Source organism: Arthrobacter sp. SAFR-044 (assembly GCF_059414985.1).
Genome location: NZ_JBPFDN010000008.1, coordinates 78,823 through 93,715, shown reverse-complemented (window position 1 = coordinate 93,715; position 14,893 = coordinate 78,823). Strand labels below are relative to the sequence as shown.

Sequence of the window (14,893 nt, the reverse complement as noted above, 5' to 3'; positions counted from 1 at the left end):
GCGGTGCGCCGCCGTCGTTATCCCGCAAAGGTGGGGGAATTCGGCGGTTCGGCAAGCCAGCGGGCTAACCCTGATCCCTGATCACGGCCGCAATCTCCAGGAAACCGAGCCGCTCAGTGTTCTGCAGCGCCGTCCGGCCTTCCGGGTCGCGGACTCCGGGGTCTCCGCCCGCCGCCAGCAGCAGCCGCACCACCTCCTGCTGGCGCGGCCCGCCGTTGTTAAGCAGGATGGCCTCCTGCATCGCGGTCCAGCCAAGGTTGTTGACATGGTTGACCGGGACTCCGGCCGCAATGAGGATCTTTACCGTTTCGACGTGTCCGTGCTCGCTGGCCGGGATCAACGCGGTGCCGCCATACCGGTTGGTGCTGGCAACATCTGCCCCGGCAGCCAGCGTCAACTGCAGCACCTCGTCGAAGCCCTCAGCTCCGGCGAAAAGGAACGCAGAGTCCTGGATGGAGTCCTTGGCGTTGACGTTTCCACCCCGGCCGATGAGTTCGGCCACCAACGGGGCGTTGTTGGCTTTGGCGGCTGCAATAAGGTCCTGGTCCAGCCGTTCCTGGTCCGCGCGGGAAAGCGCAGGTGGGGACGCAGTGGAAGGCGGCGCGGGTGTCCCGGCACCGGCGCTCGGACTGACCGAAGCAACTGGTGGTGGGGTATCAACTTCCTGTGGCGCGCCGGGACTGGCCTGGCAGGCGGCAAGGAACATCGCCAGCGCGGCCGCAGCCATGAGCGCTGATGTGCTGCCACGCCTCATGCGGCCAGCCTATTTCGCGGCGCCGGCGATGGCTTCCGCCCCGGCCGCCGCACAGGCTTCGTCCAAGGCGCCGTCAGGGGCCCCGCCGACGCCGATCCCGGCCACCGAAACGCCGTTGACCTTCAGGGGCACACCTCCTGCCAGGAACAGGGTGCCCGGCAGGTCCGCGATTGAGGGACCGTTGCCGTTGGCGCGCTTGGCCAACTCGCTGGTGGGGGCGCCAAAGGCGGCCGCCGTATAGGCCTTCTGCTTGGCCGCTTCGATGGTGTGGGCGGCGGCGTTGTCACCCCGGAGCAAAGCCTGGACCATCCCAAAGCGGTCAACCAGGGCCACCGTGACGAACGGCAGCTTGTCGGCCTGGCACTTTGCGAGCGCAGCAGTGACAGCCTGGGCGGAGGCACCGGCCGCAATCCGGTTTTGCTGCACCACGGTTTCCGGAGCCGGCTGGACATCAACGGCAGGTACGACGACGGATGCTTCCGAAGTGCCGGCGTTGGCGGCAGCGGTTGCTCCGGCAGTGATCAGGAGGGCTCCGGCTGCGGCAGCGGCGAAAGCTTTGGTGGACTTCTTCAAGGTACTTCCTTAGGTCGGGGAGGGATCGAGTTGCCGGTTTCCATGTTTCCGGGAAGAACGGCCCATGCCATCGGGCCTTCGTCTGGTCCTGGCTCCGACGAAAGGCCAGCCGTATCAGCCAAAAGGCTGAGGCACCGGAGAGGCCGTGAGGCCTAGCATGGAAGGCAGCACTTCCCGCCACCAGATCCGGATCCAGCATGCCCGCCAGAGACACCACCGAACACACCGGGCCAGCGCAAGCGGTCGCCGGTGAGGGCGCCGGGCGGGCACCATTGCCGAACGGGAGCGGGTTTCGCGGGAAATCCACGACACTGTCACCCAGGGGCTCGCCAGCAGCCTGCTCCTGCTGGAGGCCGCCGCCCGCGGATGGCCCAGCGCAGCAGCCCGTGACGGCCTTCTCCAGGCCACCAGCCTGCTCCGTGAGAACCTGGCGGAGACCCGGAGCCTGGTCCACGAGCTGGCCTCGCCCGGTTTGGAATCGGTTCCATTGCCCGAGGCACTGCTGGCCACCGCCCGCCAGTACGTTCCCGGGGCTACGCTGCTGGTGACCGGTGAGCTGCGGCCGGTCTCCCCTGACGTTCGCCACGCCTTGCTGCGCGTCGTGCAAAGCGCGGCGTCGAACATCCTGCTCCACGCTTCGGCGTCGGCAGCCACCGTGACGCTGGGCTTCCTGCCGGACGCCGTGACCTTGGACATTTACGACGACGGCGCCGGCTTCGATCCGGCCGCGGCAGCTCCGCCGTCGCACGCGGGAGGCTATGGGCTGCGCGCCATGCGGCAGCGGGTGGAGCAGCTGGGCGGAACATTCTCCCTGCAGAGCGCCCCCGGCGACGGAACAATCGTGGCGGCGCAGCTGCCGGTGGAGGCGGGCACATGAACAGCATCACCGTCCTGCTGGTGGACGACCACCTGGTGGTCAGGAGCGGGCTGCGCGCACTGCTAAGCACGGAGCCCGACATCGAAGTGGTGGCCGAAGCCGCGTCCGGCGAGGATGCCGTGCAACTGGCCCAGGCTTTCTCCCCCTCGGTGGTGGTGATGGACCTTGCCATGGGACCGGGCATGGACGGGCTCGAAGCGATCAGGCGGATCAGGGACCTCAACGGCCGGCAGGCCATCCTGGTGTTCACCACGTACGACTCTGACGCCGATATCGTCCGGGCCGTGGATGCCGGCGCCATGGGCTACCTGTTGAAGGACGCCGCACCCGAGGAGATTTTTGCCGCCATCAGGGGGGCGGCAGTGGGCAGGAGCGTGATGAGCCCGCCGGTGGCATCCCGGCTGTTCCAGCAGCTCCGCAATCCCGACGAAGTCCTGACGCCACGGGAGGCCGAGCTGTTGGGCCTCCTCACCGAGGGCCTCAGCAACCGCGAACTCGGCCGGCGGCTCTTTATCTCCGAGGCCACGGTCAAAACCCATTTGGCGCACATCTACGCCAAGCTCGGGGTGGACACCAGGGCGGCCGCCATCGCCACCGCGATCCGGCGCGAGGGCATGCGTTGAGGGCACTTTATGGCGCATACCCTTGCACCCGGAGCCTGCGCCCCGTACGTTGGGGTCTGTGGGGGACTAACTCCCGCACACTCCGGGACGATTCCCGGGGAGAGAATCAGAGTCACATGAAGGAATGCAGCCATGGCAACAGGCACAGTTAAATGGTTCAACGCCGAAAAGGGTTTTGGCTTCATTGCCCCCGATGACGGGTCCGCTGACGTATTCGCCCACTACTCGGCAATCGCCTCCAGCGGCTACCGCTCACTGGACGAGAACCAGAAGGTCGAATTCGATGTGACCCAGGGTCCCAAGGGCCCGCAGGCAGAGAACATCCGCCCGCTCTAAGTCTTCGGCGGCCTCCGGCAGATGCCGGAACCCCATCCAGCGGCTCCTCCAACATCAGTTGGAGGAGCCGCTGTTTTGTGCGGCAGCTCTTTGGCTTTCCGCATTTGGGATAATTGATTCATGACTCGACAGGACCATGACAGGGATCCGTGGGAGGAATTCGACTCCCTGGGTCCCGCGGCGCCGGACCGCGTCCCTGGACAGCCCGGCGGGGAGCCTCACGGCTTCGGCTTCCGGACCGGGGTACGCAGCGCCCGGGTGGCCGTCGGCTTCGCCATTTATGCGCTGGCCCTGGGAACCATCCTGGCCCTGACCGGATGCATCGTCTTCATCAGCCGGCAGCAGTGGTTGCTGCTGGGCCTCATGCTGCTCATCGAGGCCATCTTTGTTTTCGCGTTCACGCGCCTGGTGGCCCAGGCACGGCACCGGAGGCCCCACGGCCGCCGGGTAGGATGACCATCCCGCACCGTTGACCTTGACTGCGCCCTTGACCTTGACGCTGCGTCAACCCCTAGGCTCGCAGCATGCAGGATTTCTCCGACACCGGCAGCAGGGACTGGTCCATCCAGGACGTGGCCAGGATCGCCGGCACCACCAGCCGCACGCTCCGGCACTACGACGATATCGGCCTGCTGAAGCCGAGCCGGGTAGGCCACAATGGCTACCGCTACTACGACGGCGACGCCCTCCTCCAGCTGCAGCGCATCCTGTTGCTGCGGGAACTGGGCCTGGGCCTGCCGGCCATCGCGGAGTTCCTCCAACGCCAGGCCGACCCCGTCACCGGGCTCAGCCGCCACCTGGACTGGCTCGTCCAGGAGCAGCAGCGGCTGGCCCTGCAGGCGGAGTCCGTCCGGAAAACAATAGAAACAGTGAAGGCAGGAGGCCAGCTAATGGCAGAGGACATGTTCCAGGGCTTTGACCACACCCAGTACAAGGACGAAGTTGAGGAACGTTGGGGTAAGGACGCCTATGCCGCATCCGATGCGTGGTGGCGCGGCATGGCGGCCGCGGAAAAGCGGGAGTGGAAGTCCCTTGCGGAAAGCCTTGCCCGGGACTGGACAGCCGCTGCGGGTGCCGGCGTTGCGGCGGACGGGCCGGAAGCCCGGGAGCTGGCAGGGCGCCATGTAGCGTGGTTGAAGTCCATCCCCGGAACACCTGCAGCCAAAAGCCGCGGGGATGTCCGGGCATACATCACCGGGCTGGCGGACATGTATGTCGAAGACCCACGCTTTGCCGCCAATTACGGCGGGGCGGAGGGGGCGCGCTTCGTCCGGGCCGCACTGCTCAGCTTCGTGGAGAAGCACCTCTAGGACAAGCGCAGAAGCCGCCCTACGGCGTTGAGTCTTCCCGCTGTGCCTTGGCCCGCTTGGTCCGCCGGATGACGAGCAGCACCACCGCAACGGCCAATGCACCGTAGACGGCGTAGTTCAGGAACCTGGAGTATTCCTCTATGAGCCGGTACTGGGTACCCAGGAGGTAGCCCAGCCCAATGAGGGCGCCGTTCCACAGCCCGCTGCCGGCAAGGGTGAAGAGGGTGAATGTTGCCAGCGGCATGGCCGCCGCGCCCGCGGGGAGGGAGATCAGGCTCCGGACCCCGGGCAGCAGGCGGCCGAAGAAAATGGATGACCTGCCGTGCCGCCGGAACCAGTGTGCAGCATGCTTGAAGTCTTCACGGTCCACCAGCGGGAGTTTTGACAACCAGCGGATGGACCGTTCCAGCCCCAGTTTCGCACCCAGCGAATAAAGCAACAGTGCCCCCAGGTATGCGCCAACGGTGCTGGTGGCAAAGACCAGGAAAAGATTCAGGGACCCCTGCTTGGCAAGATAGCCGGCCAGCGGCAGGATCACCTCGCTGGGGATGGGAGGCACCACCGTCTCCGCCAGTGTAAACGCCCCCACGCCCCACTCGCCCAGCGCGTCAATGGCCCTCGCCGCAAAGCCCACGATTCCCGTGAGCCCTTCGGTGGGGCTGGCTGCACCGGTCATGACTGTCCACATACGCTTATCCCGTTCCGCTGCGTGCCGCGGCCGCGTGCTGGCCCGCGCTGTCTACCTTACGGGGGCCGCGGGATGCGGGACCGCGCCGGCCGCGCACGGCACGGCTGTATGTGGCGGGCTACCGGTGTTTGAAGTCCGGCTGGCGCTTTTCGGTGAACGCCGCCATGCCTTCCTTCTGGTCCTCCGTGGCGAACAGGGAGTGGAACAGCCGCCGTTCGAATACCACCCCCTGGGCCAGTCCGGTTTCGAAGGCAGCGTTCACTGCTTCCTTCGCCGCCATGGCCACCGGCTTTGATTTTGCGGCGATCAGGCCGGCTACCTTGAGGGCCTCGGACACCACGTCTGCCGCCGGAACCATCCGGGACACCAGCCCGCACCGGTCCGCTTCCTCCGCGTCGATGAACCTGCCGGTGAGGATCATGTCCATGGCCTTGGCCTTCCCCACAGCCCGGGTGAGGCGCTGCGAGCCACCCATGCCGGGGAGCACGCCAAGGTTGATTTCCGGCTGCCCGAACTTGGCGTTGTCGCCGGCGATGATCAGGTCGCACATCATGGCCAGTTCGCAGCCGCCGCCCAGGGCGAAGCCGGACACCGCGGCAATGGTGGGGATCCGCAGGCGGGTGAAGTCTTCCCAGCCCCGGAACCAGTCCGCCACGTACATGTCCATGTAGCCCTGGTCCGCCATCTCCTTGATGTCGGCGCCCGCAGCGAAGGCCTTGCCGGAGCCGGTGATCACGACGGCGCCGACGCCCGGATCGGAATCCATGGCGGTCACGGCGGCCACCAGTTCTTCCATGGTGGCCTTGTTCAGCGCGTTCAGTGCCGAGGGCCTGTTGAGGGTCACCAGCCCTACCCTGCCCTGCTGCTCCACCAGGATGTTGGCGTACTCCGTCATTCCGGACTCCCGTCGTCGTGTGCTGTTGTGGCTCTGTGCCCGGCCGGTCTCTCCGCCTCGGCGTCCTCCCCTGCGGGCCTGTCCCCGCCCTGCCGCTCCGATGCGCCGCGGATGTCCGTGATGATGGCGGAGAAGTCGCGGCCCGCACCGCCCTCCGCGGCAAACCTATCGTAGATCCGGGCGGCGAGCGCTCCCATCTGTCCCGCCACCCCGGTACTGTCGAGCGCGTTGACGGCAAGGTTGAGGTCCTTGGCCATGAGGGCCGCGGCGAAGCCCGGCTGGTAGTCCCTGTTGGCCGGGCTGGTGGGGACCGGCCCGGGCACGGGGCAGTTGGTGGTCAGCGCCCAGCACTGCCCTGACGCGGCGGAGGCGACGTCGAACAGGGCCTGGTGCGTCAGGCCCAGCTTTTCCCCGAGGACGAATGCCTCGCTGACGGCGATCATCGAGACGCCCAGGATCATGTTGTTGCAGATCTTGGCGGCCTGGCCTGCTCCGTGGCCGCCGCAGTGCACCACCCGCTTACCCATGACCTCCAGGAGCGGCCGCACTGCCTCGAAGTCCTCCACCTCACCGCCGGCCATGAAGGTCAGCGTGCCTGCCTCGGCTCCCACCACGCCGCCGGAAACGGGGGCGTCAACGGAACGGTGGCCTGCTTCGATGGCCAGGCGGGAGGCTTCCCGGGCCTCATCCACATTGATGGTGGAGCAGTCCAGGAACATGGTTCCGGGCTGCGTGGCAGCCAGCAGCCCCGGCTGTCCGGCATGTCCAGCGCGGCCCCGGTAAGCGTCCAGGACCTCCTGGCCGCTGCGGAACATGGTCAGCACCACGTCGGCGCCCGCCACGGCTTCCGCCGCGCTGGCCGCCACCGCCACGCCTTGCGCCTGCGCCGCGTCCATGGCTGCTGGCACCACATCGAACCCTGCCACCCGGTAACCGGCACGGACTAGGTTCAGGGCCATGGGACCGCCCATGTGTCCCAGGCCCAGGAAGGCCACGCTGCTGTTGTCAGGCATGGTCCGCCTCCTTCGCTTCCAAATCCGGCCCGGGTTGCAGGTCCAGTTCCCCGCCGTCCAGCGGCTGGAAGAACCCGTCCACCCGCCCTTGCAGGACCTCGGCCAGCGTGGCCGGCTTCCACTGCGGGTTCCTGTCCTTGTCCACCACCTGGGCGCGGATACCTTCCCGGAAATCGGGCCCGGCCAGGAAGCGGATTCCTGCCCGGTACTCCTGGGCCAGGGCCTCATCAAGGGTCAGGTTTGCTGCCCGGCGCAGGGACGCCAAGGTGACCTTGACCGAGGTGGGTGACTTGGCTTCGATGGTGTCCGCCGCTTCCGTGGCATCTTCCCGGCCGGGCCCGGTCCAGGCCCGGAGCCGGGCAACAATGTCCCCGGCATCGTCGCTGGCGTAGCAGGCATCGATCCAGTCCCGCTGCCCGGCCAGTGCCGAGGCAGGAGGCTGTCCGGCGCAGCGGGCGACGGCGGCTTCGGGGCCTTCGTCCTCAAGCGCCGCCACCAGCCGGGGCAGCGCGTGCGACGGGACGTAATGGTCGGCAAGGCCCAGGAACAAGGCATCGCCCGCGTCAAGGTGTGCCCCGGTCAGGGCGGCATGGGTTCCCGTCTGGCCTGGTGCGCGGGACAGCAGGAAGGTGCCGCCGACGTCGGGTGCGAACCCGATGGTGGTTTCCGGCATCCCCATCCTGGTCCGTTCGGTGACCACGCGGACGTTCCCGTGCGCCGAGATACCCACCCCGCCGCCAAGGACCAGCCCGTCCATGAGGGCGATGTATGGCTTGGGGTACCGGGCGATGAGAGAGTTCACGCGGTACTCGGTCTGCCAGAAGTCAGCGGTCTGGGTTCCGCCGTGCAGCATGTCCCGGTAGATGGCCACGATGTCCCCGCCCGCGCACAGGCCCCGCTCCCCGGCGCCCTGCACCAGGACGGCGGCCACGCCGTCGTCCGTTGCCCACGCGGTGAGGTGCCGCAGGAGCAGGTCCACCATTCCCGCGGTGAGCGCATTGACGGCCCGCGGCCGGTTGAGGGTGATGACGCCGAGCCGGCCGCGGCGGTCAAAGAGTACTTCCGCGGTTCCGTTTCCTGCCGCGCTGTCCGTTGTGTTGCCCGTGGCTGCCGTCATCGGCTGGTGCTCCTTCGCATGGTGGCCGGCCGTGTGATCCAGGTCATTCTGCTGCGAATATACCCGCCGCCTGCTGCCCGGGACCAACCACACCGCGGCGCTGGCGCGCCTGCCCGGGGCTTTACCCCGTAAGCGGCGGCCAAGGTAAGTTAGGAACCGTGAAGATAGCTACCTGGAATGTGAATTCGCTCCGCGCCCGTGCCGACCGTGTTGAGGCCTGGCTCCAGCGCAGCGACTGCGACGTCCTTGCCATCCAGGAGACCAAATGCAAGGACGACAACTTCCCGTGGGAGCTCTTTGAACGGATGGGCTACGAGATTGCCCACTTCGGGGTGAACCAGTGGAACGGCGTGGCCATCGCTTCCCGGGTGGGGCTGGAGGACGTGGAACGGACGTTCCTGGACCAGCCGTCGTTCGGCAAGGCCGGCAAGGACCCCGTCCAGGAGGCCCGGGCCATGGCCGCCACCTGCGGAGGCATCCGCATCTGGAGCCTTTACGTCCCCAACGGCCGCTCGCTGGACGACGAGCACATGCCGTACAAGCTCAAATGGCTGGAAAGCCTTAAGACGCACGCCCAGGCTTTGGTCACGGACAACCCGCAGGCGCAGGTGGCCCTGATGGGCGACTGGAACATCGCGCCTTTCGACGACGACGTCTGGGACATCGACCTGTTCATCAGGAACCGTGCCACGCACGTCAGCCCGCCGGAGCGGGAAGCGTTCCACGCGTTCGAAACAGCCGGCTACACCGATGTGGTGCGCCCCTACACCCCCGGCCCCGGCGTCTACACCTACTGGGACTACACGCAGCTGCGGTTCCCCAAGAAGGAAGGCATGCGCATCGACTTCGTCCTGGCCTCCCCCGCCCTGGCTGCGCGCGTCACCGGAGCCTCGATCGACCGCGAGGAACGCAAGGGCAAGGGCGCCTCTGACCACGCTCCCGTTTTGGTGGAACTGGCGGACTGATGACTGCACCCCGGACCCAGCCAAGGAGACCGTGATGACGGGGAACCTCTACCGGGGCCAGGCCGGCCTGCCTTTTTCCTCCACCCTGCGCGTCTACGAGCCCCTGGAAGCCTTTCCGGAGGAACAACGCCCGGCCATCAAGGCGGCCGGCGCGCAGGCCGTGTCCCGGGCCGCCGTCGAAAACGCCGAACTGCTGGCGTCGCTGGGACGGATTACCCGGTCGGGCGGGGACCCGTTCCCCACCGGGCGCACCGACCTGGTGCGCGTCACCGCGGCGCCGTCGCCGGAAGGCGGAACGGCCGACGACGACGCTGACGCCGGCACTGAGCCCGTCCTTCTGTATTGCCCCAGCCAGCTTGTCCTGCGCGCCGGCTTGGCCGCCAACGCCCTGATGGAGGGGATCCACGGCCCGCTGGCCGAGCTCCTGATTCCGGAGGAGCAGCGGGACCGGCACCAGGAGCGGATCGACCTGATGAAGGCGCGTGACGGTTCCGTCCGCGTCCACACCCGGGCGTCCACCTGGGGAATCCCGTTCAGCTGGTTCTCCTTGTTCATGGAATCCGACCGCAAGGATGTGGTGGAAGCCGCCGGCCGTATCCTCACTGTGCGCGTCTGGGCATCCATCACCGATGCCTTGGAGCGGGCCCGCTACGCGGTGGCCAACCTGGCCCTCGCCGCCCCGGACCTGGACATGCTCGATGACCTGGCGCAGCTGAAGGAATGGCTTGAGCTGTTCCACGTGGACTCCATGGTGGAGCTGGACTACGGCGCCGTGGCGGACAAGGTGTACCCGGACGAGTCCCCTATGGACATCAGGCTGGGTATCGAATGCCTGGCGGAGGGTGATATGACCGGCGCTGCGGCGGCCTACCGGCGGCTGGCTTCGCGCTGGATTCCTATCCGGCAGCTGGCGCGCGCGTCGTAGGCCTTTGGTTCCCGGGCTGCTACAGGTTGCGGGGAGGCGCGGTGGTGCGCCGGATAATCAGTTCGTGGGGTGCGACGGCTGAGCGGACTGCCCCGTCCTCGCCATCCAGTTCGTCAAGCAGCATTTTGGTGGCCAGTTCGGCCTGCTCGTCAGGGCGTTGCCCCACGGTGGTCAGGCCCATGGCGTCGGCAAAGTCATGGTTGTCGATGCCCACTACGGACAGTTCGCCGGGAACGCTGACGCCCATGCTGTTGGCCTCGAAAATGATGCCCATGGCCATTTCATCCGAGGCGCAAAAAATGGCGGTGGGCTTCTGCCCGGGCCGGGACCACAGGCGGCGGAAGGCTTCCTGGCCGCTGCGGACGGTGAAGTCCCCCCATTCATCCCATTCCGGCCGCGTCGGCAGGCCGGCCGCCGCCATGACGTCCTTGAACGCCAGGATACGCACCCGCGGGACGTCGAAGTTCAGGTCGGTCTCGTCGTCGCCGTGCAGCAGGGCAATGTCCCGGTGGCCGAGGTCGATGAGGTGCCGGACTGCGGTGGAGGCGGCAGCGTAATCGTCGATGCCGATGTACGGGCATTCCTCCACGTGACCTCCCACCACAATCAGCGGGATGTCGATCTTCTGCAGGTGCTCGATCTCTTCGTGCGTCAGCGCCATACACAGGACCAGCAGGGCGTCGATCTGCTTGTAAACCATGGTCTTGCTGAAAAGCCGCTCCCGGTTGCTGCCATGGCCCCCGAGATTGAACAGCGAAAGGTTGTAGTGGCGGGCGTGCAGTTCCCGGTCTGCACCTTCGATGGCCTTGGAGAAGAACCACCGGCTGACGAATGGCGCCAGGACGCCAATGGTCTTGGTCCGTCCGGTGGCCAGGCCGGAGGCCGAAGAAGATGCCACATAGCCCAGGTTTCCCGCTACTTCCAGGATTTTCTCCCTGGTGGCCGGCGAAACCCTGGGCAGTCCGCGGACTGCCCGGGAGACTGTGGCTGTTGAGACTCCGGCGGCCGCCGCCACGTCCTCGATGCTGACGCCGTTATGGCCGCCCCGCTGGGACCTTTCCGTTGTCCGTGCCACAGTGGGCCCCCTCTTTGACTCCTTTGCGGCGTAAGGCCGGCCGGCCCTGCGTCTACCCTCGGCCCTGTATTTTTCCATTCCGCGGGCAGGGAATGTTAACCGGCCCGGTGGCTGCGCGCGCCTTCCCCGCCACGGCTTGGGCGGCCGGCGCCGTCCCCCAGCTACCGGCGGGCTGGAAGTTTCCTGCGCAGCCGGACCATGCCATACAGGGCCAGCAGGGTTGCCAGCAGGCCCAGCGCCCAGCCAAGGGCAGGCTGGGCGGTAACTTCCATCCACACCGTGACCACCAGGAGGACCAGCGCCCAGAATGCGAGGAAGCCAATGATGATGTCGAAGTCTTCGCCCGAGCGGACCAACCGGCTGCGGGTTCCCGCCCCCGGAGTGCGGGGGCGGGAACCGTTGCCGGTCACTTGACTGCACCTGCCGTAAGGCCGGCCACGATCTTGCGCTGGAAGACCAGTACCAGGATCACCAGTGGGATGGTGACGATGGTCCCGGCGGCCATGATGGCCGTGTACGGGATTTGGTTGGGCTGTGCACCAGCGAAGTTGGCAATGGCCACCGTCACCGGCTGGGTTGCGTCGCTGGACAGCTGGCTGGCAATCAGGAACTCATTCCAGGAGGAAATGAACGCCAGGATCGCCGTGGTGAAGATCGCCGGTGCAGCCAGGGGCATGATGACCTTGCGGAAGGCCTGTCCCTGGGTGCAGCCGTCCACCCGGGCTGACTCCTCAAGCTCCCAGGGCATTTCCCGGAAGAACGAGGTCATGGTGTAGACCGTCAACGGGAGCACGAACGAGATGTTCGGGATAATCAGCGCCTGGTACGTACCCATCCAGCCGATGTTGGTGAACAGCTGGAACAGCGGGGTGATCAAGGCAACACCGGGGAACATGGAGGCCCCCAGGATGAAGCCGAGCACCAGGAACTTGCCCTTGAAGTTCAACCGGGCAAGGGCGTACGCGGCGAATACACCGATCAGCAGCGAGATGGCGGTGACCACCGCGCCAATGAACACACTGTTCAGCAGAGCCTGGCCGAACCTGTTGCCGAAGGAGGTATCAAAGGCGGTCTTGAAGTTGTCAAGGGTGACGTGGCTGGGCAGGATCGACGTGTCGTAGGTGAAGCCCACGTCGCGGAACGCGGTGACGACCATCCAGTACGCGGGCGCCAGGCACCAGAGCAGGATGACCGCGGCGCTGATGTAGGTGCGCCCCTGTGCCCACTTTTCGCGGTTCTGCGCGGCCTTGCGGCCTTTGTCCTGCCGGGCCCGCAGTGCCGAGGCGTCTGCTGTTGCCGTGGTCATTTCTTCCCCTTTCCTGTGGCGCCGCTTTGCTCAACCACGTTTGCCCCGAGGAAGCGGACAAAGATGAAGGCGACCAGGAAGATGATGATGAAGGTGATGGTGGACAGTGCGGCCGCCGAATTGAAGCCTTGCCTGATCTGGTTGATCACCAGGATGGACAAGGTGGTTGTGTTGTTGGCACCGCCGGTAAGGATGTACGGCAGGTCGAACATGCGCAGCGCATCCAATGTACGGAACAGGATTGCCACCATCAGCGCCGGCTTTACCAGTGGGAGGGTGATCAGCCGGAACCGCTGCCAGGCACTGGCGCCATCAACCTTGGCTGCTTCATAGACTTCCGCCGGGATCATTTGCAGACCGGCGAGGATCAACAGCGCCATGAAGGGCGTGGTTTTCCAGACGTCGGCGATAATCACGGCCCATTTGGCCGGCCACTCGCTGCCCGTCCACAGGATGGTGGTGTTGAACAGCTTGTTGGCGATGCCCTCGAAGGCGAAAATGAAGAACCAGAGCTTGGCCGTCACGGCGGTGGGGATGGCCCACGGCACCAGCACGGCGGCCCGGACCAGGCTGCGACCGCGGAACGTGCGCGCCATGATCATCGCCATCCAGAATCCCAGGACAGTCTCCAAGGTAACCGTGACGATGGTGAAGAAGAACGTTGTGGCGGTAGCGGACCAGAACTGGCCGCCCAGGGTGCCCGGCGGGCAGGCGACGGTTCCGCCGCCCGGTGCCGAGCATTGCTGTGCCAGCCAGTTCACATAGTTCTGGATGCCCGCAGAGCCACCTTGCGTGAAGAGGCCAGTAGCGGGGTCCAGGCCGGCGTCCTTCTGGAACGACATAACGATGGCGCTGACGATCGGGTAAACGATCACCACAGCCAGCGCCACGATAGTCGGTGCCAGCAGCCATGAGGCCCAACGCCCCTGGCTTGCGATCCTGTTGTCCTCCCCTACGCCCTTGGGCGCATGATGGACGGGGGTACCGCCCGACGCCGGTGACTTAACCGGCGTCGGGCCTAGTTCGGTTGCCATGGCAGAACTACGATCCCGCACCGGCGGATTCGATGGACTTCTGCATGTCAGAGAGTGCGGCTTCCACTGACTTTTCTCCCTTGATAGCTGGGTATGCGTTGTCTTGGATTGCCTTGGTTACGGCAGGGTAGAACGGCGTTACGGGGCGGGGAACGGCGTTTTCGATCGACGTCTTCAGCACTGGCAGGTACGGAAGCTTGGCAACCAGTTCCTTATCCTCATACAGCGAGCCAAGCACCGGAGCCAACGAACCCTGGGTTGCGTAGAACTTCTCGGTTTCCGCCGACGTCATGAACTTCAGGAAGTCCAGTGCCGTGGCCTTGTACTTGGAGTAGACACTGACCGCGAGGTTGTGTCCGCCAAGGGAAGATGCACCGGGACCGTCCTTGCCCGGCAGGGCAGCCAGGCCGGTCTTGTCCTTCACGGCTGACGAGCCTTCCGTGGTGATCAGGTTGAATGCGTAAGGCCAGTTGCGCAGGAACATGAGCTTGCCGCTCTGGAACGCCTGGCGGCTGTCCTCTTCCTTGTAGGTGATGGCTTCCTTGGGGATGTTGCCATCGGCATAGGCCTTCGCCAGGTTCTCCAGTCCGGCTTTTGCCTCCGGCGTGTTCAGGTTGGGCTTGCCGTCCTTGTTCAGGACCGAGCCGCCGGCGGAGTTGATGGCCTCGGAAGCATTCACAGTGAGGCCTTCATATTTGGCGAACTGTCCGGCATAGCAGCCGATGTTGTTGGCTGTGGCGATGGAGCACATGCCCATCATCTCGTCCCAGGTCTTGGGCGGAGTGGGAACCAGGTCCTTGCGGTAGTACAGGATCCCGCCGTCAGAGGTCTGCGGAGCAGCGTACAGGGTGCCCTTGTACGTTGCGCTGTCCACGGTGGGCTTCAGCATGGCGCTGGTGTCGATCGCCATCTTGTCCTTCAGCGGCTGCAGCCAGCCCTTGGCCGCGAATTCCGCGGTCCAGACAACGTCCACATCCACAACGTCGTAGTCGGACTGCTTGGCCTGGAAGTGCTGGACGATGTCATCGTGCTGCTGGTCGGCCTGGTCGGTCTGTTCCTTGAAGGTGACCTTCTCGTTCGGGTGCGCCGCATTCCACTTATCGACCAGGGGGCGGACAACGTTGCTGTTGTCCTTGCCCTGGACATACGTGATGGGGCCGCGGCCGTCGAGGTTGGCGTCAGCGTCGCTGCCCCCACCGCCCGTGGAGCCCCCTCCACCTCCGCCGCCGCAGGCGGACAACGTAAGGGCCAGAATGCCGGCAGTGGCAGCCGGAAGCAGGAATCTCGGGGTTTTCATTAGCTTGAAGCTCCTCGCTGAGTGACAAGTAAGTCGACAGTGCGCTTGCTAGGTGAGGTTGATGTGGTGACCATCACACTAGTAAGGTTGCTGTCTGCAATGCAA

Annotated in this window: 17 protein-coding genes and 1 pseudogene; 7 read left to right on the top strand and 11 right to left on the bottom strand. The window is 65.9% G+C overall.

Annotation, left to right across the window (positions count from 1 at the left end):
• Nucleotides 1-64: 64 nt before the first annotated feature.
• Nucleotides 65-754, bottom strand: coding sequence for an ankyrin repeat domain-containing protein (locus ACR65J_RS13660; protein WP_440169819.1), 690 nt, complete (start codon nt 752-754; stop codon nt 65-67).
• Nucleotides 755-763: 9 nt separating this feature from the next.
• Nucleotides 764-1,327 (bottom strand): GlcG/HbpS family heme-binding protein, encoded by a 564-nt coding sequence (locus tag ACR65J_RS13655; protein WP_440169817.1) that lies wholly within the window; start codon nt 1,325-1,327, stop codon nt 764-766.
• A gap of 256 nt (nt 1,328-1,583) precedes the next feature.
• On the opposite strand from ACR65J_RS13655, the pseudogene ACR65J_RS13650 reads away from it, so the two are divergent.
• The 5 genes and pseudogenes from ACR65J_RS13650 to ACR65J_RS13630 all read left to right on the top strand — a co-directional run.
• Nucleotides 1,584-2,204 (top strand): annotated as a pseudogene (locus ACR65J_RS13650) (sensor histidine kinase); the annotation flags it as partial.
• Nucleotides 2,201-2,827, top strand: a complete 627-nt coding sequence (locus tag ACR65J_RS13645; protein ID WP_440169814.1) for a response regulator — start codon at nt 2,201-2,203, stop codon at nt 2,825-2,827. The pseudogene ACR65J_RS13650 and the gene ACR65J_RS13645, both read left to right, overlap by 4 nt.
• A gap of 132 nt (nt 2,828-2,959) precedes the next feature.
• Nucleotides 2,960-3,163 (top strand): cold-shock protein, encoded by a 204-nt coding sequence (locus ACR65J_RS13640; RefSeq protein ID WP_013599688.1) that lies wholly within the window; start codon nt 2,960-2,962, stop codon nt 3,161-3,163.
• Between the two features lie 120 nt (nt 3,164-3,283).
• On the top strand, nt 3,284-3,619 hold the full coding sequence (locus ACR65J_RS13635) for a hypothetical protein (protein WP_440169809.1): 336 nt from the start codon (nt 3,284-3,286) through the stop codon (nt 3,617-3,619).
• A 68-nt stretch (nt 3,620-3,687) separates the two neighbouring features.
• Nucleotides 3,688-4,473 carry a MerR family transcriptional regulator gene (locus ACR65J_RS13630; RefSeq protein WP_440169807.1) on the top strand — a complete coding sequence of 262 codons (786 nt, stop codon included), beginning with the start codon at nt 3,688-3,690 and terminating at the stop codon, nt 4,471-4,473.
• 19 nt (nt 4,474-4,492) lie between these two features.
• Here ACR65J_RS13630 and ACR65J_RS13625 read toward each other — a convergent pair whose 3' ends face one another.
• From ACR65J_RS13625 to ACR65J_RS13610, 4 genes are all read right to left on the bottom strand, one after another.
• A complete protein-coding gene (locus ACR65J_RS13625; protein ID WP_440169805.1) occupies nt 4,493-5,161 on the bottom strand; it encodes a DedA family protein in 669 nt (222 codons plus the stop codon).
• Between the two features lie 118 nt (nt 5,162-5,279).
• Nucleotides 5,280-6,056: an enoyl-CoA hydratase gene (locus tag ACR65J_RS13620; protein WP_440169803.1), complete on the bottom strand. Its 777-nt coding sequence runs from the start codon at nt 6,054-6,056 to the stop codon at nt 5,280-5,282.
• On the bottom strand, nt 6,053-7,069 hold the full coding sequence (gene mmsB / locus ACR65J_RS13615; RefSeq protein ID WP_440169801.1) for a 3-hydroxyisobutyrate dehydrogenase: 1,017 nt from the start codon (nt 7,067-7,069) through the stop codon (nt 6,053-6,055). Before mmsB ends, ACR65J_RS13620 begins: the two co-directional genes overlap by 4 nt.
• The gene (locus ACR65J_RS13610) at nt 7,062-8,186 is read right to left on the bottom strand and encodes an enoyl-CoA hydratase/isomerase family protein (protein ID WP_440169799.1); all 1,125 of its coding nucleotides are present in this window, start codon (nt 8,184-8,186) and stop codon (nt 7,062-7,064) included. Before ACR65J_RS13610 ends, mmsB begins: the two co-directional genes overlap by 8 nt.
• Before the next feature lie 158 nt (nt 8,187-8,344).
• Between ACR65J_RS13610 and ACR65J_RS13605 the strand changes: the two genes are divergently transcribed.
• Both ACR65J_RS13605 and ACR65J_RS13600 read left to right on the top strand, forming a co-directional pair.
• On the top strand, nt 8,345-9,151 hold the full coding sequence (locus ACR65J_RS13605; protein WP_440169796.1) for an exodeoxyribonuclease III: 807 nt from the start codon (nt 8,345-8,347) through the stop codon (nt 9,149-9,151).
• Nucleotides 9,152-9,185: 34 nt separating this feature from the next.
• Nucleotides 9,186-10,076, top strand: a complete 891-nt coding sequence (locus ACR65J_RS13600; RefSeq protein WP_440169794.1) for a DUF8083 family protein — start codon at nt 9,186-9,188, stop codon at nt 10,074-10,076.
• 19 nt (nt 10,077-10,095) lie between these two features.
• On the opposite strand, the gene ACR65J_RS13595 is transcribed toward ACR65J_RS13600, so the two are convergent.
• From ACR65J_RS13595 to ACR65J_RS13575, 5 genes are all read right to left on the bottom strand, one after another.
• Entirely contained in the window at nt 10,096-11,151 is a 1,056-nt protein-coding gene (locus tag ACR65J_RS13595; RefSeq protein ID WP_440169792.1) for a LacI family DNA-binding transcriptional regulator, read from the bottom strand.
• Nucleotides 11,152-11,312: 161 nt separating this feature from the next.
• Entirely contained in the window at nt 11,313-11,561 is a 249-nt protein-coding gene (locus tag ACR65J_RS13590; protein WP_440169790.1) for a hypothetical protein, read from the bottom strand.
• Nucleotides 11,558-12,457, bottom strand: a complete 900-nt coding sequence (locus ACR65J_RS13585; protein ID WP_440169788.1) for a carbohydrate ABC transporter permease — start codon at nt 12,455-12,457, stop codon at nt 11,558-11,560. The genes ACR65J_RS13590 and ACR65J_RS13585 overlap by 4 nt, the downstream gene beginning before the upstream one ends.
• Nucleotides 12,454-13,491 (bottom strand): carbohydrate ABC transporter permease, encoded by a 1,038-nt coding sequence (locus tag ACR65J_RS13580; RefSeq protein ID WP_440169786.1) that lies wholly within the window; start codon nt 13,489-13,491, stop codon nt 12,454-12,456. The genes ACR65J_RS13585 and ACR65J_RS13580 overlap by 4 nt, the downstream gene beginning before the upstream one ends.
• A gap of 7 nt (nt 13,492-13,498) precedes the next feature.
• Nucleotides 13,499-14,788 (bottom strand): ABC transporter substrate-binding protein, encoded by a 1,290-nt coding sequence (locus ACR65J_RS13575; RefSeq protein WP_440169784.1) that lies wholly within the window; start codon nt 14,786-14,788, stop codon nt 13,499-13,501.
• Nucleotides 14,789-14,893: the final 105 nt, after the last annotated feature.

What these genes read in the sequence shown, in the direction of transcription:
- ACR65J_RS13660 (WP_440169819.1), bottom strand. Translation starts at nt 754, where the DNA reads ATGAGGCGTGGCAGCACATCAGCGCTCATGGCTGCGGCCGCGCTGGCG.
- ACR65J_RS13645 (WP_440169814.1), top strand. Translation starts at nt 2,201, where the DNA reads ATGAACAGCATCACCGTCCTGCTGGTGGACGACCACCTGGTGGTCAGG.
- ACR65J_RS13640 (WP_013599688.1), top strand. Translation starts at nt 2,960, where the DNA reads ATGGCAACAGGCACAGTTAAATGGTTCAACGCCGAAAAGGGTTTTGGC.
- ACR65J_RS13635 (WP_440169809.1), top strand. Translation starts at nt 3,284, where the DNA reads ATGACTCGACAGGACCATGACAGGGATCCGTGGGAGGAATTCGACTCC.
- ACR65J_RS13630 (WP_440169807.1), top strand. Translation starts at nt 3,688, where the DNA reads ATGCAGGATTTCTCCGACACCGGCAGCAGGGACTGGTCCATCCAGGAC.
- ACR65J_RS13625 (WP_440169805.1), bottom strand. Translation starts at nt 5,161, where the DNA reads ATGTGGACAGTCATGACCGGTGCAGCCAGCCCCACCGAAGGGCTCACG.
- ACR65J_RS13620 (WP_440169803.1), bottom strand. Translation starts at nt 6,056, where the DNA reads ATGACGGAGTACGCCAACATCCTGGTGGAGCAGCAGGGCAGGGTAGGG.
- mmsB (WP_440169801.1), bottom strand. Translation starts at nt 7,069, where the DNA reads ATGCCTGACAACAGCAGCGTGGCCTTCCTGGGCCTGGGACACATGGGC.
- ACR65J_RS13610 (WP_440169799.1), bottom strand. Translation starts at nt 8,186, where the DNA reads ATGACGGCAGCCACGGGCAACACAACGGACAGCGCGGCAGGAAACGGA.
- ACR65J_RS13600 (WP_440169794.1), top strand. Translation starts at nt 9,186, where the DNA reads ATGACGGGGAACCTCTACCGGGGCCAGGCCGGCCTGCCTTTTTCCTCC.
- ACR65J_RS13585 (WP_440169788.1), bottom strand. Translation starts at nt 12,457, where the DNA reads ATGACCACGGCAACAGCAGACGCCTCGGCACTGCGGGCCCGGCAGGAC.
- ACR65J_RS13580 (WP_440169786.1), bottom strand. Translation starts at nt 13,491, where the DNA reads ATGGCAACCGAACTAGGCCCGACGCCGGTTAAGTCACCGGCGTCGGGC.
- ACR65J_RS13575 (WP_440169784.1), bottom strand. Translation starts at nt 14,788, where the DNA reads ATGAAAACCCCGAGATTCCTGCTTCCGGCTGCCACTGCCGGCATTCTG.